The organism is Helcococcus sp. KG196, from assembly GCF_046035495.1.
GTDB classification, from domain to species: domain Bacteria; phylum Bacillota; class Clostridia; order Tissierellales; family Peptoniphilaceae; genus Helcococcus; species Helcococcus ovis.
In genome coordinates this window covers 116415-141871 of the sequence record NZ_JBFNFI010000003.1, presented here as the reverse complement: position 1 = coordinate 141871, position 25457 = coordinate 116415, and the positions used below count along the sequence as shown (strand labels likewise).

Annotated in this window: 26 protein-coding genes and 1 other RNA gene; 25 read left to right on the top strand and 2 right to left on the bottom strand. The window is 27.0% G+C overall.

The genetic code is table 11. The features are described 5' to 3' along the window. The first annotated feature begins 153 nt into the window (after window positions 1-153). The 5 genes from ABGF45_RS02705 to ABGF45_RS02685 all read left to right on the top strand — a co-directional run bounded on the left by ABGF45_RS02705 (window position 154) and on the right by ABGF45_RS02685 (window position 4568). Window positions 154-2043 carry a glycoside hydrolase family 13 protein gene (locus tag ABGF45_RS02705; protein WP_408112808.1) on the top strand — a complete coding sequence of 630 codons (1890 nt, stop codon included), beginning with the start codon at window positions 154-156 and terminating at the stop codon, window positions 2041-2043. A 7-nt stretch (window positions 2044-2050) separates the two neighbouring features. Continuing rightward, on the top strand, window positions 2051-2965 hold the full coding sequence (prmA, locus tag ABGF45_RS02700) for a 50S ribosomal protein L11 methyltransferase (RefSeq protein WP_408111756.1): 915 nt from the start codon (window positions 2051-2053) through the stop codon (window positions 2963-2965). Next, window positions 2958-3689: a 16S rRNA (uracil(1498)-N(3))-methyltransferase gene (locus ABGF45_RS02695; RefSeq protein WP_134711765.1), complete on the top strand. Its 732-nt coding sequence runs from the start codon at window positions 2958-2960 to the stop codon at window positions 3687-3689. The genes prmA and ABGF45_RS02695 overlap by 8 nt, the downstream gene beginning before the upstream one ends. Before the next feature lie 91 nt (window positions 3690-3780). Then, on the top strand, window positions 3781-3960 hold the full coding sequence (gene rpsU / locus ABGF45_RS02690) for a 30S ribosomal protein S21 (RefSeq protein ID WP_134711764.1): 180 nt from the start codon (window positions 3781-3783) through the stop codon (window positions 3958-3960). A 362-nt stretch (window positions 3961-4322) separates the two neighbouring features. Beyond that, entirely contained in the window at window positions 4323-4568 is a 246-nt protein-coding gene (locus ABGF45_RS02685) for a hypothetical protein (RefSeq protein ID WP_408112809.1), read from the top strand. 266 nt (window positions 4569-4834) lie between these two features. On the opposite strand, the gene ABGF45_RS02680 is transcribed toward ABGF45_RS02685, so the two are convergent. Then, entirely contained in the window at window positions 4835-5584 is a 750-nt protein-coding gene (locus tag ABGF45_RS02680; RefSeq protein WP_408132171.1) for an HAD family hydrolase, read from the bottom strand. A gap of 128 nt (window positions 5585-5712) precedes the next feature. On the opposite strand from ABGF45_RS02680, the gene ABGF45_RS02675 reads away from it, so the two are divergent. From ABGF45_RS02675 to ABGF45_RS02580, 20 genes are all read left to right on the top strand, one after another. Beyond that, window positions 5713-6204 carry an NfeD family protein gene (locus ABGF45_RS02675; protein WP_134711762.1) on the top strand — a complete coding sequence of 164 codons (492 nt, stop codon included), beginning with the start codon at window positions 5713-5715 and terminating at the stop codon, window positions 6202-6204. 8 nt (window positions 6205-6212) lie between these two features. Continuing rightward, window positions 6213-7235 (top strand): flotillin-like protein FloA, encoded by a 1023-nt coding sequence (gene floA, locus ABGF45_RS02670; RefSeq protein WP_134711761.1) that lies wholly within the window; start codon window positions 6213-6215, stop codon window positions 7233-7235. A gap of 2 nt (window positions 7236-7237) precedes the next feature. Next, window positions 7238-7618, top strand: coding sequence for a hypothetical protein (locus ABGF45_RS02665; protein WP_134711760.1), 381 nt, complete (start codon window positions 7238-7240; stop codon window positions 7616-7618). Between the two features lie 86 nt (window positions 7619-7704). Then, entirely contained in the window at window positions 7705-8637 is a 933-nt protein-coding gene (locus ABGF45_RS02660; RefSeq protein ID WP_134711783.1) for a PhoH family protein, read from the top strand. Further along, the gene (ybeY, locus tag ABGF45_RS02655; RefSeq protein WP_408112573.1) at window positions 8618-9067 is read left to right on the top strand and encodes an rRNA maturation RNase YbeY; all 450 of its coding nucleotides are present in this window, start codon (window positions 8618-8620) and stop codon (window positions 9065-9067) included. The genes ABGF45_RS02660 and ybeY overlap by 20 nt, the downstream gene beginning before the upstream one ends. After that, window positions 9064-9813 carry a diacylglycerol kinase gene (locus ABGF45_RS02650; RefSeq protein ID WP_134711758.1) on the top strand — a complete coding sequence of 250 codons (750 nt, stop codon included), beginning with the start codon at window positions 9064-9066 and terminating at the stop codon, window positions 9811-9813. Before ybeY ends, ABGF45_RS02650 begins: the two co-directional genes overlap by 4 nt. Window positions 9814-9820: 7 nt before the next feature. Then, window positions 9821-10708, top strand: a complete 888-nt coding sequence (era, locus tag ABGF45_RS02645; protein ID WP_134711757.1) for a GTPase Era — start codon at window positions 9821-9823, stop codon at window positions 10706-10708. Further along, on the top strand, window positions 10695-11438 hold the full coding sequence (gene recO / locus ABGF45_RS02640; RefSeq protein ID WP_167554148.1) for a DNA repair protein RecO: 744 nt from the start codon (window positions 10695-10697) through the stop codon (window positions 11436-11438). Before era ends, recO begins: the two co-directional genes overlap by 14 nt. 14 nt (window positions 11439-11452) lie before the next feature. Further along, window positions 11453-12337 carry a glycine--tRNA ligase subunit alpha gene (gene glyQ, locus ABGF45_RS02635; protein WP_134743940.1) on the top strand — a complete coding sequence of 295 codons (885 nt, stop codon included), beginning with the start codon at window positions 11453-11455 and terminating at the stop codon, window positions 12335-12337. Further along, window positions 12330-14402: a glycine--tRNA ligase subunit beta gene (glyS, locus tag ABGF45_RS02630; RefSeq protein WP_134711754.1), complete on the top strand. Its 2073-nt coding sequence runs from the start codon at window positions 12330-12332 to the stop codon at window positions 14400-14402. The genes glyQ and glyS overlap by 8 nt, the downstream gene beginning before the upstream one ends. Window positions 14403-14407: 5 nt before the next feature. Continuing rightward, window positions 14408-15196: a pyruvate, water dikinase regulatory protein gene (locus ABGF45_RS02625; RefSeq protein ID WP_134711753.1), complete on the top strand. Its 789-nt coding sequence runs from the start codon at window positions 14408-14410 to the stop codon at window positions 15194-15196. A 12-nt stretch (window positions 15197-15208) separates the two neighbouring features. Next, window positions 15209-16966, top strand: a complete 1758-nt coding sequence (dnaG, locus tag ABGF45_RS02620; RefSeq protein ID WP_408112574.1) for a DNA primase — start codon at window positions 15209-15211, stop codon at window positions 16964-16966. A gap of 9 nt (window positions 16967-16975) precedes the next feature. Beyond that, on the top strand, window positions 16976-19003 hold the full coding sequence (rpoD, locus tag ABGF45_RS02615; protein WP_134711751.1) for an RNA polymerase sigma factor RpoD: 2028 nt from the start codon (window positions 16976-16978) through the stop codon (window positions 19001-19003). 102 nt (window positions 19004-19105) lie between these two features. Further along, entirely contained in the window at window positions 19106-19795 is a 690-nt protein-coding gene (locus ABGF45_RS02610) for a tRNA (adenine(22)-N(1))-methyltransferase (RefSeq protein ID WP_408112196.1), read from the top strand. Then, on the top strand, window positions 19777-20550 hold the full coding sequence (locus tag ABGF45_RS02605; RefSeq protein ID WP_408112575.1) for a Nif3-like dinuclear metal center hexameric protein: 774 nt from the start codon (window positions 19777-19779) through the stop codon (window positions 20548-20550). Before ABGF45_RS02610 ends, ABGF45_RS02605 begins: the two co-directional genes overlap by 19 nt. A 36-nt stretch (window positions 20551-20586) precedes the next feature. Then, window positions 20587-21102: RNase P RNA component class A (rnpB, locus tag ABGF45_RS02600), an RNA gene on the top strand. 22 nt (window positions 21103-21124) lie between these two features. Beyond that, window positions 21125-21550: a dUTP diphosphatase gene (gene dut / locus ABGF45_RS02595; protein WP_407933643.1), complete on the top strand. Its 426-nt coding sequence runs from the start codon at window positions 21125-21127 to the stop codon at window positions 21548-21550. 184 nt (window positions 21551-21734) lie between these two features. Beyond that, window positions 21735-23075 carry a sodium-dependent transporter gene (locus ABGF45_RS02590; protein WP_408106015.1) on the top strand — a complete coding sequence of 447 codons (1341 nt, stop codon included), beginning with the start codon at window positions 21735-21737 and terminating at the stop codon, window positions 23073-23075. Between the two features lie 12 nt (window positions 23076-23087). After that, window positions 23088-24227, top strand: coding sequence for a radical SAM family heme chaperone HemW (gene hemW, locus ABGF45_RS02585; protein WP_134743928.1), 1140 nt, complete (start codon window positions 23088-23090; stop codon window positions 24225-24227). A 116-nt stretch (window positions 24228-24343) separates the two neighbouring features. Then, on the top strand, window positions 24344-25222 hold the full coding sequence (locus tag ABGF45_RS02580; protein WP_134743926.1) for a helix-turn-helix domain-containing protein: 879 nt from the start codon (window positions 24344-24346) through the stop codon (window positions 25220-25222). A 5-nt stretch (window positions 25223-25227) separates the two neighbouring features. Here the strand turns inward: ABGF45_RS02580 and ABGF45_RS02575 are convergent, their stop codons facing one another. Further along, the gene (locus tag ABGF45_RS02575; RefSeq protein ID WP_280633979.1) at window positions 25228-25359 is read right to left on the bottom strand and encodes a hypothetical protein; all 132 of its coding nucleotides are present in this window, start codon (window positions 25357-25359) and stop codon (window positions 25228-25230) included. Window positions 25360-25457: the final 98 nt, after the last annotated feature.

Genomic DNA, 25457 nt, shown 5'->3' with positions numbered 1-25457 from the left:
AAGAGGAAAGTAAGATGTAAACATTTTCCGATTTTAAGTTTTTAACAAAATGTAACAATTCCTCTTAAACGTTGAAAATACAATATTTGTGAAAAAGTAAAATAAAATGATATAATTAAAAGAGTAAAAAATTATATTGTACGAGAGGCTAAAGTGAAAAAAATATTAAATACAATTTATCACGATTCAACTATAAATTACGTTTCTAATTCATATCCTAAATTAAAAGAAAAAATAGAATTAAAAATAAGAATGAAAAAAAATGATAAAGTAACAGGTGTGTATATAAGATATAGAAAGTTAGGTGAAGAAGTTATACAAAAAATGCAATATGCTTATGAGAAAAACAATTTGGTATACTATAAAGTTAATGTGGTATGTCATGAAGAATTATTTTCTTATTATTTTAATATAACAACAAAAGATTCTATATTTTATTATAATCAATCGGGTTTTCATGATTATAGGGTAGGTAATTCAAATAATTTTAAAATTTTAGTAGGGTATAATGCTCCGAGATGGATGCATAATACTGTTTTTTATCAAATTATACCCGATAGATTTAAAAATGGGAAACCTGAAATAACTATTAAAGAAGGAGCATATACATATCAAGGATTTCATCCTATAAATATGAAATGGGAAGAAGTTCCTTATCAATGGGATAAAGCACATTGTATGGATTTTTATGGTGGAGATTTTTATGGTGTAATTGAAAAATTGGATTATTTACAGGATTTAGGTGTTAATGCGATATATTTCAATCCTATTTTTATTTCTCCTACAATTCATAAATACGATGCATTAGATTATTTTGAAATAGACCCCAGTTTAGGTGGAGAAGAAGGTTTAGCGAAATTATGTGATGAAATTCATAAAAGAAATATGAAGATTATATTGGATATTTCAATAAATCATACATCAAGTTCATCAAAATGGTTTAATATGGATGGACTTTTCTATGATAAAAGTATCGGTGCATATAATAATCCTAATTCAAAAGAAAGAGAATATTACTTTATTAATGAAGATGGAAGTTATGAAGCATGGGCTGGAGTTAAGACTATGCCAAGCTTAAATTATAACTCTCAGAGTCTAAGAAATATTATATATAGAGACGAAAATTCTGTCTTAAAAAAATATCTAAAAAAACCATTTAATATAGATGGTTGGAGATTTGATGTTGCTGATGTAATGGCAAGAAATGAAAAAGTTAATGTATATGAAGAAGTTTGGACTGAAATTAATAAGGAAATTAAAAGTGTAAATAAAAATGCTCTTATTTTAGCGGAAGAATGGCAAGATGCACCAGAAATGTATAATGGAAATAGATGGGATTCTACAATGAACTATTTTTCATCAACACTACCTATAAGGGAATTTGCAGGAGAAAAAGATATATTCAATGCAAGGAATCAAGATTTGGCAATGATAGATTATAATTTTAATGCAGAGCAGCTAAAAAATAGATTGACTCAAACATTTGAAGTTTTACCATCTCAAATACAATATCAAATGTTTAATTTAATTGATAGTCATGATATTACAAGACTATATAATAATCCAAAAGTAGATATAGATGTGTATAAAGGAGCGGTAATAACTTTATTTGGATTACCCGGTGCGGTAAATGTATATTATGGAGATGAAAAATATTTAGATGGAGAAATGCATTCAATTGAAGGGGCGAGATATCCAATGGACTGGAGTGAAAAACTTCCTGCTAAAAAGCAAGAGATATTTGAAATGTATAAAACTTTATCTCATTTAAAATCGCAAAATTCGGCATTTGGATTTGGTGGATTTAAGGTTGTTTATGCTAAAGGAGATGTGTTTGCATTTTCAAGATTTACAGAAGATGAGGTGTATATATTTATTTGGTCGAAATCATCAAAAGTAGAAAAAATAAATATTGATTTAAGTTTCTTTGGTTTATCGAAAAAGGCAGAATTTATTTTAGGGTATGGTAAACTAAATATTGAAGATGACGAGTTAAGAGTGGAGTTTGAGTCTAAAACTTCATCATTGATTAAAATAGTATAGAGGTAATATGGAAAGTTATTTATTATTAAAGTTCACATTAGATAGAAAATTTGATGATTTTATTCAATCAAATATATACAATTTTGAAAATATAGGATTTGAAGTTGATGACCCTATTGAAAAACAAAATTTATTACTAGAATTGCCAGAATGGGAGATTTCCGACATTAAAGTTGTTGATAATGGCACAATTTCATATGGTGTATATTTTGAAGAAAGTGATTTAGGAAAAAGCGAGCTAGAAAGACTTAGGACTTTTTTAACTGAAAATATTGAAAATTTCACATCTGAAGAATTATTTATCGATAATTCAAACTGGGAAGAAGAATGGAAAAAATCATATAAAAGTTTTAATATAGGGAATAAAATTTTTATTAAACCATCATGGGAAGAAAGGCCTGAAACAGAGAGAATTGTTATAGAAATAGATCCAAAGATGGCGTTTGGAACGGGAACACATGAAACAACTTCCATGTGTATGGAATATGTTGAAGATGACGACTTTACAGGTAAGAATATTCTTGATATGGGTTGTGGATCAGGAATTTTATCAATTCTTGCTAAAAAATTAAACGCAAATCAAGTAGATGCTTGTGATATTGATGAAATAGCCATTTCTTCAACTAATGAAAATTCCGTTATTAATAATGTGGAATTAAATGCATTTGTTTCAGATTTATTCTCGAATGTTAAAAATAAATATGATGTTATTTTCGCAAATATTCTTGCTGAAATCATAGTTGTAATGCTTGATGATGTCGATAAATACCTAAATGAAAGTGGTATTTTGATATTATCTGGAATTATTAAAGAAAAAGAGCAACTAGTTAAAGAAAAACTGGAAGCAACTGGATTTAAGGTGATAGATACAAAATATAAAAATGACTGGGTATTAATTTCAGCAGGTAGAAAAAATGCATAGATTTTTTGAAAATGAAAATAGTTTAAATAATGGAGAAATATATATTTCAGAAAGAAATTTACATCACATAAATGTATTGAGAATAACAGAAAATGAGGAATTTGAGGTTGTAATCTCAGAAATTGTTTATATGGTAAAGCTTAAGGAAATTTTTAAAGATTTTGCGATTTGTGAAATTATTTCTCAAAAAGAAGATAATAATGAGTCTAATATTAAAATTAACCTATATCAAGGGTTGCCAAAATCGGATAAGTTTGAGTTAATAATTCAAAAAGCTGTAGAATTGGGAGTAAGTAAGATTATTCCTTTTGAATCTTCAAGGACAATAGTAAAATGGGATGCTAAAAAAGAAAAAAAGAAACTTATAAGATATCAAGAAATAGCCTCATCTGCTGCTAAACAGTCAAAAAGAACAATTATACCAGAAGTTTTACCTTTAGTTTTGTTCAATGAAATGGTAAATGAAATTAAAGATAAATTTACAGTGATAGCTTATGAAAATAGAGGAATTACATTAAAAGAAATTTTACTTAATGATGATTTTAAGGAAATAAATATAATAATTGGACCAGAAGGTGGATTTTCTGAGGTTGAAGTTGAAAAAATTGAATCTGCCGGAGCTAATGTGGTTAATTTAGGTAATAGAATTTTAAGAACTGAAACAGCAGCTATTGCATTGATTTCAATGATTCAATATGAAAAAGGTGATATTAATTTAAAATAAAAAATTATGCTTGAAAAATAGAGGCCATTCATATATAATTAATAGGTAAACCTCGTGGTTAAAGATTAAAGCATGTGGGGAGGTGAAAGACATGACAGAAATTAGAGTTGGTGAAAACGAATCAATCGACAGTGCTTTAAAAAGATTTAAAAGACAATGTGCTCGTACAGGAGTTCTTTCAGAATACAAGAGAAAAGAACACTATGAAAAACCTAGTGTTGTAAGAAAGAGAAAAATTGACGCAGCAAAAAGAAAAAAAAGAAGAGGATAATTTGTTATCAAAACTAGTTACTACGGTAGCTAGTTCTTTTTTGTTTAAATTTAAAGGTTCTTTGTCAAATACCCATAGGGCACAAGTAGTGTTGGTGAATTTTATCCACCAACACTATTTATTGTAGAGCCAATTTAAATAATCAAATGATATAAGAGATAGTTTGTCATAAATAATTAACAAATTTAGGAGTAGTAAGTATTATATTAGTATAATGATATTTTTTTGACTAACCAAAATAAGTGTGGTAGTACATAAAGAAAGAAAACATTTACAAATATTTTAGTATGTAAATAAAATGTATTAAGGAGTTTGACGTAAAATCGTTATCATATAAAGATTGAGGAGAAATATATGAAAAATTGTTTAATATCAAAAATTATAATATGGTGGATTCTTCAGGTGGAGAGTTATCAAAATATATTTTAATGGTTGAGCAGGATATAACTTTTAATAATAAATCAGCTAGAACAGATGAAAATGATAATACAAATGTATTTTTTATTAAATATACTTCTAAAAATAATTTAAAATATAAGGCTAGTGTTTTTATTAATATATATAATAATTCTCATGAAGTTGACAGATATACATTTGATTCTTATTAGTTTATTCCAAATTCTAATTCTGAATCTACTATTTCAAATATATTGAAATTTAAGGATTATTTAATAAGGATCACAGTAAATTATGATAATAATAAAATAAAAAAAGATTCTACTCAATATTATCAAGATATGCTAGGAGTATCTTCTAATGTAACAAAAAAATTAATTAGCATTTTAAGTAATATGAAATAATATATTAAATATAAATAGAGGTGTTACAAAATAACTATAAATTAAATTTGATATTTTGTAGCACCTCATTTTAATTACAAGCTATTTATTATATTAAGTAATTCATCATAATTAGAAGCCTTAAGTAAAGCAATATCATCTCTATTGTATCTATCAAAATAAATTGGCGTGATTCCACATTTTTTTGCTCCTAGATAGTCGGATTGATAATTATCTCCAATCATTAGTGTTTCTTCCGGGATTAAATTATTTTCCTTCATTAGTAACATAAAAGGAATTGAAAATTTTTTGCCTTTTTCAAGATCTTCTGAAGCATATGACCTTTTAAAATATTTATCAAGATTCAGGAAATACGCTCTTGATAATTGAGTGTCTGTAAATCCGTCAGTAAGAAGATATAGATTATAATTTTGTAATTTATTTAAAAGTTCATCAACGCCATCAATTTTTTCTAGATGATTTTGCCATTTTGACATCATATATCTAATAATTTTTGTGCTTAAATTATTAGAATTATCTATATTTAATTTTGATAAAATATTTGAAACTATTCTTTCTCTAATTTGACTGGATTTTTTAATTCCTAAGAATCTATCTAATCCATTTTCAAAATATATATCAAAATATCCAAGCCCTAAATCAAAAAATTCATGATCCTTTAATTTTTCATATTCTTTTTTTATTTCTTCGTAAAAAACTTTCTTGAATAATTCAAATTCAATATTTGAAAAAAAGTTTTGATGTATTGATTTTACAAAATTATTTAAAAATTTACGTGTTTCAATTAAGGTTTCATCTAAATCAAAAATTATGTTTTTAATCATAATTAATTCCTTTCATTTAATATTTTATTTTTATATTAATAATATCAGAAAAATGTGGTAATATAAATATATATAACTTATGATATATTTGATAAATTTTGGGTAACCTTAATATAAAGGAGGTGCAAATGTTAACAGGAATTATAACAACAGAAGTTGTGTTTGTTATCATACTTACTCTTGGATTAACGGCGTTGATAATGGAACTTTTTATTCCAAGTTTTGGGATAATTGGTATTACAGGAATTTATTTAATTTTTGAATCCTTTCTTGCGATTAAAAATATAGATAATATATTTCTATGTCTTATAATTTCTATTTTATTATCATTGTTTATTTCTTTAATTATTATTAAAATATTTTTTAAGAATTTTGATAAAAATAGATTAGTTTTAAGAGATAACATGTCAAAAACCAAGTCAAAATCAGTTGACACTATTAGTTTGGATTTGATTAATAAGGAAGGAATAGTTGAGAAAACTTTAAGACCATCAGGGTTGGTTAAGATAGAAGGAAAGCTTTACAATGCGGTTTCTTTTGGAGATTTTATTTCAAAATCTGCAATAGTTAAAGTTGAAAGAATTGAAAAAAATCAAATATATGTAAAGGAAATTAAATAGGAGGTAGTATGATAAATTTTTTATTGTTAGGATTAAATCAAACAAGTAATGCCAACTTTTTTGGATTAATAATATTAGTAGCTGTATTAATATTTGTATTATCAATATTTTTAACATTCATTCCAGTTGGATTATGGATAACTGCATTCTTTTCAGGGGTAAAAGTTGGTCTAGGAACTTTAATAGGTATGAGAATGAGAAGGGTAGCACCTTCAAGAATTATTAATCCATTAATAAAAGCTACAAAAGGTGGTATTAATATTAAAATTAATGAACTTGAAGCTCATTATTTATCAGGTGGAGATGTAAATAAAGTAGTTGATGCTCTTATCGCAGCACAAAGAGCTGATATTGATTTGGAATTTGAACAAGCTGCAGCAATTGATTTGGCAGGTAGAGATGTTTTTCAAGCTGTTCAAATTTCTGTAAATCCGAAAGTTATTGAAACACCTGTTATTGCGGCTGTGGCAATGGATGGTATTGAAATTAAAGCTGTTGCTAAAGTTACAGTAAGAGCAAATTTAGATAGATTAGTTGGTGGGGCAGGAGAAGAAACCATTATTTCAAGAGTTGGTGAAGGTATTGTTACAACAGTAGGTTCTTCAAAGTCACATAAGGATGTATTAGAAAATCCGGATTCAATTTCTAAAAATGTATTATCCAAAGGTTTGGATTCAGGTACAGCATTTGAAATCTTGTCAATTGATATAGCTGACGTTGATGTAGGTAGAAATATCGGGGCAGCGTTACAAGCGGATCAAGCTGAAGCAGATAAAAAAATAGCTCAAGCTAAAGCTGAAGAAAGAAGGGCTATGGCTGTTGCTCAAGAGCAAGAAATGCAAGCAGAAGTAAGACGTATGAAAGCTAAAGTAGTTGAAGCTGAATCACAAGTTCCATTGGCATTAGCTGAAGCATTGAGAAGTGGGAAATTAGGAGTTATGGATTATTTCAAATTAGAAAATGTTAAAGCTGATACAAATATGAGAAATAATATTGCCGGTGAAGACATGGGCAATTCTGATGGAGAATAATCGTGAAGATTATTGAAGCATTAAAAGAAATAGCAAATGAAATAAATTTAGAAATTGAAAAAGAAAAATTAAAAAATAAAAAAACTTATACAAAAAAAAACAAAGATAATGGTAAAAATAATAAGGTTTTAAATAAAGCTAGTACTTTTGAACAAAAATATGGCAAAAGAGAATATTTTAAGAATAGTATTTATTCATATGGCGATGAAGAGGAAAGTGAATTATCAGATACAGTACCTGATTATACTAATTATTTACAAAATTTTAAGTCTATAAAAATTGAAAACTCAAAAAAAGAAAATCCATTATCTAAAGAACTAAAGAAAAGAAATTCAGCTAGAAAATCTTTCATTCATAGTATAATTTTTGAAAGAAAAATATAGAGGATTAATCCTCTATATTTTTACTTATGTAGGAGGATATTATTAAAGATTTAGTTTATAAAGTAAAAAATATTGATAAATTGAATATATTATTTGGAAATTTAGATAAAAATATCAATTATATTGAAAAAGAATTTGGAGTGAAAATTAGAGTTTCAGATAATAATTTGAAGATAATTGGGGATGAAAGCATTTCTAAATTAGTATCTCATTTGCTAGATATATTATTTGAGATAATTGAGAAAAAGGAAAATCTATCATTTGAAGATGTTAGATATGCTATAAATATGGAAAAACAAAATAATAGTGAAAGCATAAAAAATTATTTAAATGATATTTTGGTTACTACATATCAAGGAAAACCTATAAGACCAAAAACTATAGGGCAAAAAAGGTATGTTGACATAATTAGAAAAAATGGTGTTGTTTTTGGAATTGGACCGGCTGGTACCGGTAAGACCTATTTAGCTATGGCTATGGCTATTGAAGCATTTAAAAATAAAGAAGTATCAAGGATTATTTTGACAAGACCTGCTGTTGAAGCTGGTGAAAGTTTAGGATTTTTACCTGGAGATTTACAAGAAAAAATAGATCCTTATTTAAGGCCATTATATGATGCTCTATTTGAAATTATGGGGCCGGAAACATATCAAAAATTGATGGAAAAAGGGAATATTGAAGTTGCTCCGTTAGCGTATATGAGAGGGAGAACTTTGGATAATTCATATGTAATTTTGGATGAGGCACAAAATACTACTCCTCAGCAAATGAAGATGTTTTTAACAAGGCTTGGATATGGTTCAAAAGCTATCATTACAGGGGATATTACTCAGTTAGACTTACCTAATGGCAAAAAATCAGGCCTTATAACAATTAGAAATATCTTGAAAAATGTAGAAGGTATTGAATTTGTGGATCTTGATAAAAATGATGTTGTTAGACACCCTCTTGTTCAAAGAATAATAGATGCTTATGATAAATATGAAAAAAGGATGAATGATGCAAATTCTGATAGATAATCAAAACGAATTAATCAAATTGGATAAAAATTTAGAAAAGAAAATAAAGGAAGCATTGATGGAAACCCTTAAAACCACAGGATACGGTACGAATTATGAGATTTCTATTTCTGTAGTTGATGCAGATGAAATTAAACATTTAAATTTTGAATATAGAAATAATGATAGTGTGACAGATGTATTAAGTTTTCCTTTATTTGAAAGAAGTTTTATTCCAAAAGAGGGTATGTTGGGGGATATAGTTATTTGTAGTGAAAGAGTGAAAAGTCAGGCTCAAGAATTTGGACATTCAGAGGAAAGAGAATTTGTATATTTAGCGGTTCACTCAATGTTGCATCTTTTGGGATATGATCATATGCAAGAAGATGAAAAGATAGAAATGAGGACAAAAGAAAAAGAAATAATGAAAAATCTAGGAATTTTTAAATGAAAAATTATGATAATGAAGAAAAAGATCGAATTAAAAATAATAATAAAATAGCTTCATCATTTGAAAATGCTATAAATGGAATTATTGAAAGTGTTAATACCGAAAGAAATATGAAAATTCATATTATTATTGCAACTATGGTTTTGATCTTATCATTTTTATTGGATTTTACTAGAGTGGAATTGATAATTATTGCAATTACAACAATGCTTGTATTAGTTACAGAGCTTATAAATACTGCTATTGAAACATTAACAGATTTAACTATTGATGGTAAATATCATGAACTTGCTAAAAAAACTAAAGATATTTCAGCGGGAGCAGTTTTATTAATGTCGATAAATTCTCTCATAGTTGGCTATTTATTGCTTTATCCTAAATTGAAAAAAATATTTATAAGTAAAAATGTTTTTCAAAAAATAATGATAAATCAAGAACATCTTGTAGTAATATCAATAGGAGCTGTTATGCTCTTAACACTTTTATTAAAGGGGATATTTTTCAAAAAAAATACAACTCATTTATTTGGTGGAAGTGTTTCAGGACATACATCTTTAGCTTTTAATATTGCTACAATTGGATATATAATATCAAAAAACTATATAATCGGCATATTATTATTCATACTTGCTGCAATTGTTGGTGAATCAAGATATGAAGCTAAGATACATACAATGAAAGAGATAGTTATAGGAGCGGTGCTAGGCATTATACTTGCATTGGTTATATTTATAAATTATATATAGGAGAGTTATGTTTAAGTCAGGATTTATTACCGTTATAGGTAGACCTAATGTTGGGAAATCTACTTTATTAAATGGATTAATTGGAGAAAAAATTTCAATAATATCAGATAAACCACAAACAACAAGAAATAAAATACAAATGGTGCTTACAAATGAGTACATGCAAGTAGTATTTTTAGATACGCCGGGGATACAAATGCCTAAAAATAAGCTTGGAGATTATATGTTGTCGGTTTCAAAAAGTACGTTAAATGAGGTTGATATTGTAACTTTTATGGTTGATATGAGTGATGATATTGGAAAGCTAGATCAGTATATTATTGATATTTTGGATGGAGTAAATACAAAAGTTATATTATTAGTTAATAAAATTGATACTGCGGAAAATCAAGAACAAGTAGAAAAGATAGTTTTAAAATATAAATCTATGAATAAATTTGAAAAAGTTATACCAATCTCTGCATTAGAACAAACAAATTATCAAGAATATTTAGATACGGTTTACTCTTTATTAGAGGAAGGTCCACAATATTACCCAAGTGATATGATAACGGATCAGCCTGAGAGAAATATTATTGCAGAAATTATCCGAGAAAAAGTTTTAAAAAATATGTATGATGAAATCCCCCATGGAATTGCAGTTGAAGTGCTTAAAATTTCAGAAAATGAAGAAACCGGTAAAATGCAAATTGAAGTAAACCTTTATGTTGAGCAAAATTCCCATAAGGGGATGGTAATAGGTAAAGGGGGGACAATGTTAAAAAAAATTGGTACTCAATCTAGAAGAGATATTGAAAATTTACTTGATACTAAAGTGAATTTGAAAATTTGGGTTAAGGTAGCAAAAGACTGGAGAAAGAAAGATTCAAGGGTAAAGGATTTTGGATATAGATAATTTTAGAGGAATAGTATTTAGAGCTGTAGATTTTGGAGAAACTAGTAAAATTCTTACTATATTTACAAGAAATGAAGGAATAATTTCTGTGATGGCAAGAGGAGTTAAAAATCCAAAGTCAAAAAAACAAAATTTAGTTTCAGTATTTACAGAGGCTGATTTTGAATTAACTAAATCAAAGGATTTTTATTATATTAAAGATGGAGAAATTGTTAATGATAATTTACATTTAAGAGATAGTATCATTAAGATATACATTGCACAGCTTTTTTTTGATATAATGGAAAGAATGATGTTAAAAAATGAAAAGAATGAAATAGTGTATGATTTATTAGCAAAATCTATATCTTATCTGAGTTTAACAAATAGATATATAACTGTTTTAAATATGTATTTAATTAAAGTTATATCAATCCTTGGATATAAACCTGAGCTTTTTAATTGTACAATTTGTGGAAATAAAAAATTAAATAAAATATATTTTTCACAGTCAGTAGGGGGAATATTGTGTGAAAATCATAAAAATCATGACGCAATTATTTTGGATTATTATGAATATGAGTATTTATATAGTATTTTAGTACAAGTTTATGAAAAAATTGATATAATAAATAATAGAGTAGATGAAAAAAAAATTTTAAAAATTTTAATGAATTTTATTAGGTACAATGTTGATATTTCTATGCCTAATTCTTATAAAACTTTATCAAGATTAATTGGGATTAATTAATGAGGAGAAAAAAGATGCATTTACAACAAATGATTGAAACATTAAAAAATTATTGGTCACAAAATGGTGCGGTAATTTTGGAACCATATGATATTGAAAAAGGTGCAGGGACAATGAATCCAAATACATTTTTAAGATCGTTGGGACCGGAACCTTGGAATACGGTTTATGTTGAGCCATCCAGAAGACCGGCAGATGGAAGATATGGCGAAAATCCAAATAGACTATATCAACATCACCAGTTACAAATTATATTGAAACCAACGCCGGATGATATTCAAGACAAATATTTAAAATCATTAGAGTTAATAGGAGTTGATCCAAGTATTCATGATATTAGATTTGTTGAAGATAATTGGGAATCGCCAACACTTGGTGCTTGGGGAGTAGGTTGGGAAGTGTGGCTTGATGGTATGGAGATAACTCAATTTACATATTTCCAACAAATAGGAGGAATTCCCCTAGATATAGAAGTTGGAGAGATAACAATGGGTATCGAAAGATTGGCTATGTATATCCAAAATGTAGATTCAGTTTATGATTTAAAATGGAATGATGAATTATTTTATGGTGATTTATTCAAAATTTCAGAATACGAAAATTCAAAATATTCATTTGAAGAAGCTGATGTTGAAATGCTTGAAAAATTATTTGATATGTATGAAAAAGAATCGGAAAGATTAAGTGAACTAAAACTTGTGATGCCATCATATGATTATGTACTAAAATGCTCACATACATTTAATGTTTTAGATGCAAGAGGAGCAATATCGGTATCGGATAGAAACTTATATATACAAAGAGTTAGAAATTTAGCAAGAAAAGTTGCGGAAAATCATTTAGAAAAGAGAGAAGAATTGGGGTTCCCATTGCTTAGAAAAGAGGAAAATCATGAGTAATTATTTACTGGAAGTTGGAGTTGAAGAGTTTCCGGCTAAATATATAAAATCAACTCAAAATCAATTTAAAAATTATATCGAAAAATCATTTAATGGAAATAATTTTTCATTTGAAAGTTTATCAATAAACAGTACTCCTAGAAGATTTTCTATTTTAATTAAAAATATCAAAAATATAGAAATGGATAATACAGAGCTTGTAAAGGGTCCATCAAGAAAAATTGCATTTGATTCACAAGGCAATCCTTCAAGAGCATTACAAGGATTTTTGAAAAGTAAAAATGTAGAATTAAAAGATATTGTTTATCATAAATTAAATGGTGAGGATTATATATTTGCGAAAATAATAAAAGATACTCTAAAATTGGATGAGTTATTAAAAAAAGAAATTCCACATATGATTAAGTCAATTTCAAATCCTAGACAAATGAGATGGGGTGGTAAAAATCTTAGATTTTTAAGACCTATTAGATGGATAGTATCATTATTAGATGATAAAGTTTTAGATTTTGATTTAGAAGGTATTAAAGTTTCAAATATTACTAAGGGACATAGAACTTTAGGAAAACCGGAAATAGAAATTTGTTCAATTGATGAATATGAAAAAAAATTAGAACAAAATTATGTAATTGTTTCTGAAGAAAAGAGAAGACAATTAATATTAAGAGGAATAAATAGATTATCAAAAGAAAAAGGTGGACATTATTTAGAAAATGAAGAACTTTTAGAAGAAGTAATTCAAATTAATGAGTATCCTACTCCATTTATTGGTGAATTTGATAATGAATATTTAGCTTTACCTAAAGAAGTTGTAATTACACCAATGATGGATCATCAAAGATATTTTCCTGTATTAGATGATGAAGAAAATTTATTACCTTACTTCATTTCTGTTAGAAATGGTGATAATAAGGGGATAGAAAATGTTGCTGAAGGTAATAAAAAAGTTTTATTAGCAAGACTTGAAGATGCAAAATTTTTCTATAATAAAGATATTTCAAAGAATCTTGAAGATTATATCCCGGAACTTGAAAAAGTTGGGTATCATGAAGGATTAGGAAATATGCTTGATAAAACTCAAAGATTACAAAAATTGGTTGTATCAATTGGTCAAAATATTGAATGCGGAAATGATGCGATAGAAATTGCGTCCAGAGCTGCAAAATTATCCAAGGCGGATTTAGTTACATCAACAGTAATTGAATTTACTGAATTACAGGGTATCATGGGGAAAATATTCGCATATAAAAGTGGAGAAAATTCTTTAGTTGCAAAAGCAATAGAAGAACAATATATGCCTGTTAAATCTGGAGCGGAATTACCGTCTACAACAAGTGGTACTTTATTATCGTTATCTGATAAATTTGATACAATTTCCGGATTGCATTCAAAAGGGATTGAAGTTACAGGCTCTCAAGACATGTATGGACAAAGACGAGCTGTACTTGGAATATTAAATATTTTGATTACCAATAGAATCAATGTAAATATAAGACAAATTATAAAAGATGCATTATATAATTATGTTGAAAGCTTTGGGCAAACATTCGATTTTGAAGAAGTAGTTGAAAAACTTTTCAAATTTATAAAAATTAGATTTAGAAATTTACTTTTAGATGAAGGTTTTAGATATGATATTATAGATGCTGTTTTAGCTACAGAAAATGATGATATTTTTGAAATGTACAAAAACATTAATCTATTAGATGAAAAATCAAAATTAAATTATAATTTTGATGATTTAATTTCAAAATTTGTAAGAGTGATTAATATATCCTCAAAAGCTGAAAAAATCGAAATTAATGAATCTATATTTACAGATGATGATAAAAACATATATTATAAAGTTAGACAAGTAGAACAAGTAAACACATTAAAATTAGATGGTAAAATTAACGCTGCTTTTGATTTATTATCAGAAATTGTTATAGAAGTGGACAAATATTTAGATAATACTCATGTTAATTCAGATGATGAAGCTATAAAAACGAATAGATTATCTATTATAAAAATTTTAAGTGATAAAATTAATGAATTATTTAATCCAACAGAGATTGTGAGGTAAGATTTATGGTTAATTTATATGTTATTTCAGATTCAACAGGTGAAACAGCTAATCAATTAGGAAATGCGATCATGATTCAATTTCCATCTGTAGAATTTAATAGAAAAAGATATTCTAATATTACAAATGCAAAGCAAGTCGAAAAAATTTTTGAGCATAATGAAGGAAAAACAATTGTTTTGATGACGGTAGTAGTTGATGAAGTTGTAAATAAAATTAAAAGTTATCAAAGTGAAGAATTTGAAGTTATAGATTTACTATTAAGCCCAATAACACATATTGAAAATTTTCTTGGACAAAAAGCAAATAGAAAACCAGGATTAATGAGAGATTTGGATAATTCATACTTTAATAAAATTGAAGCTATAGAATTTGCCATGAATTTTGATGATGGTAAAAATCCTAAGGGATTTTTAGAAGCAGATATTGTACTTTTAGGAGTTTCTAGAACATCTAAAACGCCTTTGTCAGTATATTTGGCTAATAAATCATATAAAGTTGCAAATTTGCCATTGGTACCTGAAATTGAAATACCAAAAGAAATTTACAAAGTAGATAAGAAGAAACTTATAGGATTAATTATTGATCCTGTAAAATTAAATGAAATTAGAAATCAAAGATTATTAACTTTGGGATTGAGTCAAAATTCTACTTATGCAAATGATAAGAGAATTAATGAAGAATTAGAATTTGCTAAAAAATTGTATGAGGATTTGGGATGTACAGTTATAGATGTTTCTTCATCTACCATTGAAGAAACAGCAGCTAAAGTAATAGAACAAATAGAGAATTAATCAGGAGTTTATATGGGGTTTATACCGGAACAACAAATAGAAGAATTAAAATCAAGAATAGATATTGTGGATATAATTTCTGAATATGTTGATCTAAAGAGAGCGGGATCCAGTTTTAAGGGGTTATGTCCGTTTCATAATGAGAAAACTCCATCATTTATGGTTAATCGTGAAAAAAATAATTTTCATTGTTTTGGGTGTCACGAAGGTGGCGATGCAATATCATTTATAATGAAAATGGAAAATTTAGAATATATTGATGCCATAAAATTTATAGCTGAAAAATTAGGCTTTTCTTTAGAAGAAACAGAATATTCTAAAGAAAAAGTTTCAAGAAGTAATAAGCTTTATGAAATTAATTCAAAAGCTGCCAGATTTTATTTTAAGGAATTACTTACAAATCAAATTCCTCAAAATTATTTGAATGAAAGAGGATTAAATAAAAATATTTTGAACAAATATTTTTTAGGATATGCAAATCATAATAATGATTTATATAAATATTTGAAAAAAGAAGGCTTTCAAGAACAAGATATCCTAGATTTAGGTCTTATTGGAGAAAAAAATGGAAACTATTATGATAAGTTTAGAGATAGACTTATCTTTCCGATTTTAAATAATAAAAATAAAGTTATTGGTTTTGGTGGAAGGACACTAAACAATAATAATATAAAATATCTAAATTCTCCGGAATCAGATATATTTATAAAAGGTAAAAATGTATACGGAGTAAATGTAATTAAGAGAAATAAACAAGAAAAAATTATTCTTGTAGAAGGATATATGGATGTTATTTCATTGTATAATTATGGAATAGATTATGCTCTTGCTTCTTTAGGGACTGCATTGACAGAAGAACAGGCAAAGTTGATTTTACGATATTCAAAAGAAGTTTATATTGCCTATGATGGTGACACAGCAGGTATCAAAGCTACATTGAGAGCTATAGAAATTTTTAAAAATTTAGATGTTCAATTAAAAATTTTAGAGTTTCCAAATGGTATGGATCCTGATGAATTTATTAAATTAAAAGGCAGAGAAGCATTTGATGATATGATGAAAAAAGCGTCAAATGTTATTGATTATAAATTAAAGAAACTTTATGAATCAAGTGAAAATCAAATTAATTTTATAAAAGAGATCACTCAGTTTTTAGCAAGTATAAGAGGAAATGTAGTTAGAGATTTATATATAGATAAATCTGCTAAATTTATAGGAGTAACAACTGAATCTTTAAGAAATGACGTAGATATAATTATTAAAAAAAATAATCAAAGAGAAGAGTTTAGAAAATCTCAAAATTTTAACAACAATAAAAAGGGGTATATAAATCCTACAGTTAAGACTCATACAGTTCAAAAAACGGAAAATGAAAATAAAAAAAATTTATTGCAAAGAGAAATAATAATGTACTCTATGATAGATAAATATTGTTATGATGAACTGAGAGAATTTAAGAATTTTTTAGAAAATGATAATTTTATTAAAATATATAAAAAAATAGAAGAACATTTTGAAAAAAATTTAATTATAGAAGACATATTAAATATGGAAATCTTTAATGATTTAGGATTAGACATAGAATATAATAATTTAATTAAAAATATAGAACATGCAAAACTAGATAGTATATTATTAGAGTTAAAACACAGAGTAGAAGTATTCAAGTTGCAAACTAGATTGGGTGAAATAAAAGAAGAGCTGAAAGAAAAAAGAGGCGACAGAGAACTTTTATTAGAATATACTAATTTATTGCAGAAATTGACTTAAGGAGGATGTATGAAGGATAAAGATATTGAAATGGAGAATTTAAGGTTGTCAATTTTAGAAGAAGCAAAATCTTTAGCAGAAGAAAAAAATGATACAATTTTAATTTCACAATTAGAGTCAATTGATGGATACTCAAATTTAGAATATGATGACATTGAAATCTTGAAAAAAGAGTTAAGTGATATGGACATTGATCTGTTAAAGGATGGTTTTGTAGAACCTGAACACGACGATGAAGATGTTGATTATGATAGTATCGAAGATGAAGCACCGGATTATGATGATGAAGATGCACAAGAGGACGAGGATATAAGTGAAATTAAAGGTGCCTTTGTAGATGATCCCGTAAAGATGTATCTTAAAGAAATTGGAAAATTAAATCTTTTGTCAAAAAAAGAGGAAATTACACTTTCAAGGCAAATGGAAGAAGGAGAGATAGCTTATAAAGCAATTGAAAATCTGCCATATACAATTGATGAGGAAGTAGAGCTATCTAAAAAACAAGCTTATTTTGATTTAGCTAAAAAAATAATTTTTGGTAATAGTAATTTAGAAGAAGGTAAAAAAATTGATGAAAAAATAATAAATGAATTGAATTTTATTTATTTAATGAGACGATTTACTAACTGTATTGAAAATGAAACGGATCATGAAAAAGAGGGGTTAAATTTATTAAAATACTTAAATGATTTAGTAGTTACAAGACTTGATAAAACAATAATTTCAGATGATCAAATGAATGATATTTCCACAGCTATTGAGATGATTAAATCTATAATATTTGACTTGGTTTTACCGGATGGAACGGATCTGGAATTAGATGGAAAGATGACATCATCGTACAAAAAAACATGTGAATACACATATAAAAATAAAAATGCAATTATTAAATTGGCTAAAAAAATAAATGACAAGACAGATATAGAATATCATTTCTTTAATGAATTCAACGAATTAGATATCGAATTAATAACTGAAAGTGAAAAACTTTCAATGGAAACTAAATATGAAATATTAAAATATTACGTATATTCTGATTTAATTGTTAGAGAAAGACATGAAAAAGATAATAGGGGAGTTATGTTCTTTGAAGAAGATAATTACAATAAATTAGATATCGGTCTTGAAAAAATATTAAATAGAATCAATGGGAAATGTGAAGATAAATCTAAATTTATTTTAAGTGTAGATGAATATGATACATTAAAAGAGATTTATGAACGTGGAAAATTAAATGAAAAAATGATTCAAAGAAGCGGTTTAGATGATGCTGATGTTAAATACTTAAAGAAAAGATATAGAGTTGGCAAATATGCAAAGGGAAAACTTGCGGAAACAAATTTAAGACTTGTAGTTTCCATAGCAAAAAGATATGTTGGGAGAGGAATGAGTTTCTTAGATTTAATTCAAGAAGGTAATCTTGGTTTGATGAAAGCTGTGGAGAAATTTGATTATAAACGTGGATTTAAGTTCTCAACATATGCAACATGGTGGATTAGGCAGGCAATTACAAGAGCTATAGCTGACCAAGCTCGTACAATTAGAATTCCAGTTCATATGGTGGAAACAATTAACAAATTAGTTAGAGTTCAAAGACAGCTTGTTCAAGAACTAGGAAGAACACCTACAAATGAAGAGATAGCTAAAGAAATGGGATTAGAAGTTGAAAAAGTTAGAGAAGTTAGAAAGATTTCTCAAGAACCAGTTTCATTAGAAGCACCAATTGGAGAAGAAGATGATTCTCATTTAGGAGATTTTATTGAAGATGAAAAAGCTTTAGCACCGGATGAAGCAGCAAATCAAACAATGTTAAAAGAACAATTAGAAGAAATTCTTTCAACTCTTTCGGATAGGGAAAAGAGAGTAATTGAATTAAGATTTGGTCTTGTTGACGGAGTGCCTAAAACATTGGAAGATGTGGGTAAGGAATTTGATGTTACAAGAGAACGCATTAGACAGATAGAAGCAAAAGCAATTAGAAAATTAAAACGTCCGGGGAAGGGTGATAAAATTAAAGACTTTTTAGAAGGTTTTTAACATAATTTTTCACTTTAAGGTTAAGGTGTACATGTAAATTATAATAAATTACAATTTACATGTACATTTTTTGTATATTGTAATTTATATAAAAGGGAAAATATGAAAAGATTAGACATATTAGTAAGTTATATTGATGAAAATAAAATAGTTGCAGATGTGGGAGCTGATCATGGAATTACTTCTATAAAAGTCTATGAAGAAAAAAATCCTAAAAAGGTTATAGCGACAGATATTTCAGCAAATTCATTGCAAAAACTTAGAGATAAATTAGAAAATAACAATTATAACATTGAAACAATTGTCACAGATGGTATATACGCATTAAATCAGGAAGTTAATCAAATAATTATTTCGGGGATGGGAGGATTTTTAATAGCTGAAATTCTTGAAAGAGGCATTGAAGTTGCTAAAAATGCAGAAAAACTTATACTTCAACCAAATAACTCACAAACACATTTAAGAAAATGGCTACATGATAATAACTTTGAGATTATTGATGAAAATATCTGTAAGGAAGAAGGTTACTTTTATAATATTATTGTGGCTAAATTTAGAAAAAATGAATTAGTTGAAAAATATTCTAAGGAAGAATTTTATAAATATGGTAAGAGTAATATTTTAAATAAAGATGAAATTACAAAAGAAATTATTGAGATAGAAATACAGGATTTAAAGGATGTATATACTCGTATAGAAAAGATAAATACAGATAAGACGAATAAAAGAAAATCAGAAATTTTAGGAAAAATAAAAATTTTGGAAGGATTATTATGCAAATTCGAGAAATAATTGTAAAGTTTGAAAAAAAACATCCTTTAGATTTACAAGAAAAATGGGACAATGGTGGTATTCAAGTTGGAAATAAAAACGATGAAGTTAAAAATATTTTATGCACACTTGAAATTACAGAGGAATCTTTAGATTATGCTATCCAAAATGGTTGTAATTTAATAGTTTCTCATCATCCGATAATTTTCCCGAATGTGAACAATATTCAATTTGATGATTTTAAGGGCAAAAAGATAATTAAAGCAATAAAGAATGATATTTGTATTTATGCTTCACATACTGCTTCGGATGTTAGTGGATTTAATGAATTTTTGTTTGAAAAAATCGGATATAAATCTGAAGGTAAAATAATTCTTACTGAAGGAGGATATGGATATGGCTTAATTGCTAGTGTAGATGATTCTTTGGATAAAATAGTTTTAAATATAAAAGAGGGATTAGGTTTAGATAAGGTAAATTTTTATAATGCAAATAATGAAATTAGCAGGATAGGATTTATTTCAGGTTCAGGTATGGATTTTATAAATGAAGCAATTTCTTTAGGTGTGGATTTATTTATTACAGGAGATGTAACCCATCATGTTGCAATGGATACTCTTGAAAAGGGATGTTCGATTTTAGATATTTCACATGAGGGTTCAGAAAGATTGTTTGCTGATTTTGCAGAAGCATTTTTATTAAATGAAAAATTACCTGAAAATGTTCAAATTTTCAAGTATTATAATGATGAGAAATATTTACCTAAAATCATTTAATTGATTAATTTATGTAATTATGATAAGATTTCATTGCGAGTATGTTAGATAATCGCTGGTAATTTTTATTACGAGAGGAAAGTCCGTGCACCACACAGCAGAATGCCAGATAACGTCTGGTGGAGGTGACTCTAAGGATAGTGCAACAGAGATATACCGCTGAATTTCTAACTTATGTGTTTAACAATTGAAATAATTTAGGTGTTGAGCCGTCGAATCTTTCCAATCGAAGCTCCATTTTCGGTCGATTCTCTTGGAGATTCTTGGCATGACACCTACTTTATACTTCAACTATCTCATGGTATTTTATACCATGAGATAGTTGAGCGCATAAGTTAGGGGTTCAGTAAGGGTGGAAAGGCGAGGTAAGAGCTCACCAGCATATGGGTAACTATGTGGCTATGTAAACCCCATTCGGTGCAAGATCAGAATAGGATACAAACCTAGTAGCTGGCTAGGTCCGGTAGGTAGATTGCTTGAATGTATAGGTGACTATACATCTAGATAGATGATTATCAAATACAGAACACGGCTTATAAATATGCTCGCATATTTTTTAATATAGGAGATGGATATGAAATTAAAAATGGTAACAGAAAAGTTTAAACCTAAATATGCTACCGAAGGTTCAGCAGGATTTGATTTGTATTGCAATAATCAGGAACCAGTCACTGTAAAACCGAATGAAGTTGTAAAAATTCCAACTGGTATAAAGGTTGCAATTCCAGAAGGATATTTTGGGGCAATATATCCAAGATCCTCAACAGGAATTAAACACAGAATTACATTAGCAAACACAACAGGGATAATTGACAGTGATTATAGGGGAGACATTCAAATCTTTTTTGTAAATAATTCTGATAAGGACCATGTGATTCACAATGGAGACAGACTAGCTCAAATGGTAATTCAACCTTATGTAAGAGTTGATATTGAGTTAGTTGATGAGCTTGATGAAACACATCGTGGTGAAGGTGGGATTGGTTCAACTGGAAGATAATGAAATTTTGTTTCTTATAAAAGCCATATGTGCATAAGTAGCTAAGGTTAATTTTATACACCAACACTATTTATTGTAGAACCTTTATTGTAAGATTCGTAAAAGTTTTTTGGATAGAAATTTTAAATTTCTATCCTTTTTTTATTTTAAAATTTACTGTATAATAAAATCTATTACGGAGGGTATTATGGAAAAATTAAAATTTAAATCAAGATGGGGCTTTATTATAGCCTGTGTCGGTTCAGCAGTAGGTATGGCTAATGTATGGGGTTTCCCTTACAAAGTTGGAGCAAATGGTGGAGGAGCTTTTTTACTATGTTATTTGTTATTTATAATGATTTTTAGTTATACAGGACTATCATCTGAATATGCGATTGGTAGAAGGGCTAAAACAGGGACATTAGGAGCATATCAATATGCTTGGAAGACAAAAAATAAAGAAAAAATTGGTAAAATTATTGGTTGGATTCCTTTAATAGGGACTATGACTATAGCTATAGGTTATTCAGTAATTATTTCTTATGTATTTAAGGCTTTAGTTGACTCTTTAAGTGGAATGTTGATGACTGCTAATCCGGAACAATGGTTTGCCTCATTTGCTTTTAAAAATTATTCGGTAATACCATATCATATATTTGTAGTAATTTTTACAATGATTACAGTATTATTTGGGGTAAGAAGTATAGAAAAAACAAATAAGATAATTATGCCATTATTTTTTATTCTGTTTTTAATACTTGCAATTAGAGTATTTTTTATGCCTAATGCAATTGAGGGGTACAAATTTATGTTTACACCTGACTGGAAACATCTAATAAATCCCATGACATGGATTTGGGCAATGGGACAAGCATTTTTCTCCTTATCAATAACTGGATCAGGAATGATAGTTTATGGATCATATCTAGGAGAAGAAGTTGATATTTTAAATGGAGCTAAAAATACAGCTTTATTTGATACTTTAGCAGCATTAGTCGCAGCGTTAGTTATGATACCGGCTGCATTTGCATTTAATTTAGATCAAAGTTCAGGACCTGGTTTATTATTTAATACATTGCCTAAAGTATTGCAAAACATACATCTAGGAAGAATTTTTGCGGTTATATTATACACAGCAGTTTTATTTGGTGGGGTTAGTTCAATGCAAAACATGCTTGAAGCAGTTACAGAATCAATTACATATAAGATAAAAGGTGCAAATAGAAAACTTGTTTTATTACTTTTGTGTATTGTAGTTTTATCAGTAGGTGTATTTATGGAGCCAATCGCTGAAACAAAAGGAGCAATTTTAGGTGGATGGGGTCCATGGATGGATCTTGTTTCAATCTATGTAATTCCAATGGGTGCAGCAATGGGAGCATTTTCATGGTTTTGGGTATGGAAAAAAGAAGAAATTATAGAAGAGATTAATAAAGGAAGTTCAAAGAAAATTGGGAAATTATGGTATTTTGTAGGTAGGTGGATATACACACCGCTAGCAATTATTTTATGTTTAATTGCTTTGATTTACAAAATATCATTTTAGGAAGGAATTAATATGACAAATCCAATTGGATTATATTTACATATTCCGTTTTGTCAGAAAAAATGTAATTACTGTGATTTTTTAACATATACAGATGAAGATGAAAAAATAGATCTTTATGTACAATATTTGTTAAATGAAATTAGATTATATAAAAATCAAAATATTTTTTTAGATACAGTATATATTGGGGGAGGGACACCTTCATATTTAGCAGCATCATATATGGATAAAATATTAAAAGAATTGAAAAATACATTTAAAATAACAGAAAATGCAGAAATTACCATTGAGATGAATCCCGAATCTGTTACAGAAGAAAAGATTAAAATTTATCTTGAAAATGGAGTAAATAGATTTTCAATGGGAGTACAAACTTTCAATAATGATGTATTACAAATTATGGGGAGAATCCACAATAGCTATACAGTATTTAAAAAGTTAAAAATGTTAAGAGAGCTCGGCTGTAAAAATATCAGCATAGATTTAATGCTTGCAAATCCTAAACAGGATATGAAAGTTTTGGAAAAAGATTTAGAAATTGTTTCAAAATTAGATATAGACCACGTTTCATATTATTCATTAATCCTTAAAGAAAAAACATATTTTGATATTTGGTACAACGATGGGAAAATTGAATTATTTGATCCGGAGATTGAAAGAAATATGTACCATAAGGTTGTAAATACATTAAAGCTAAATGGATTTAATCAATATGAAATTTCCAGTTTTGCAAAAAGTTCAAAATTTGAAAGTACGCATAATAAAAAATACTGGAATTTACAAGATTATATAGGTATCGGTATGGGCGCTGCTTCTAATATTGGACTAACAAGACACACAAATCATAGAAAATTTGATGAATATTTTAAGATGATTGATAATCGGGAAAAGCCAATTCAAGAAGTTGAAAATCTTGATAAAGACACAAGAGAAAAAGAGTATATGATGTTAAAACTAAGAATGCAACAAGGTTTTGAAATATCAGATATGAACACAAGATTTAATATAGATATTATGGAAAAGTACGGAGATGTACTTAAGAAAAATATTGAAAATGGCATATTAGAAAATGATGGAATTAATATCAAGTTTACTGACTTTGGTATTGATAACGGTAATATGTTTTTTAGAGATTTGTATAAAATATAAAAAATCTCCTTATATTTGATAAAGTAATATTATTTCCGACTGTTATATTTTTATATTTGAATTAACATAAATATTATGATATAATTATCAAAATATAAAAAAGTAAGGGATTTGATATGTTGTATAACTTAGGAGATAAACTTAAAGAAATAAGAAAATCTAAAAATCTATCTATTGAAAAATTTGCAGATAAATTAAATATTAGTTCTAGGCAATATTTTAGAATAGAATCTAACAAATCAACTCCTTCTTTGGAAAGTTTGCAAAAATTTTCAGAAATATTAAAAATTGATTTATTTAAAATATATAAAGAATTAAACGATAATGATATTTTGGAGTATTTGAATTTAAGAAATTCACTTTTTGTAATTTTAGATAATAGAGAAATGGAAAAGTTAGAAGAATTTCTTTGCAATATAGAGTCTAAATATCAGCATGGTATGAATACAAGAAATCAAATTTTGATAGAGCAGCTATATTTATTTGCTAAAGGGACATTGCTTTTTTATAATAGAAATTTTCAAAAATCGTTAAAAATATTGAATAATTCATTAAAAATAACTATTCCAAACTTTAAAATAAAAAACTTCAAAACATTTGAATATAATGATATAGAATACAGAATTTTATTTTGTATTTCATTTAATTATGAATATATGAATATGCAAAAAATCTACTTGGATATTATTAAATTTATGGAGGAAAATATTTCAGAGGATAATATACTGTATATACAATTCATATATAATAAATATGTTTCCATATATAAAAATAGACAATTTGAAATAGTGATAAATGAACTTTCAAAAATCATTTCTAAATTAGAAAAAGAAAATAAACATAAAAATTTAGATAGATTATATTTTTTAATTGGTTTATCAAAAAAGGAAATAAATGATATCGATTATAAAAATGATATAAAAAAATCAATTAAAATTGCTACTTTATTTAAGCAAGAACAATTAATTGATCTTTATGAATATTTTCTTAAATAATATGTTTAAGAATAAAGCTTAGTATTTGAAAACCATTCAATGATAGGTGGTTCAGGATTAGGTTTTTCTTCTTTTTTTGACGCTACAAAAAAATTAAATAACATCAATATGAAAAAAAATAAAATAACTTTTTTCATGAGTCCTCCTTGTTTTTTTATTATATTACTTTAATATAAATTTTTTTTCAATGACATGTATGTCATGTATTTAATAATTATATTTAATTTAAATAACT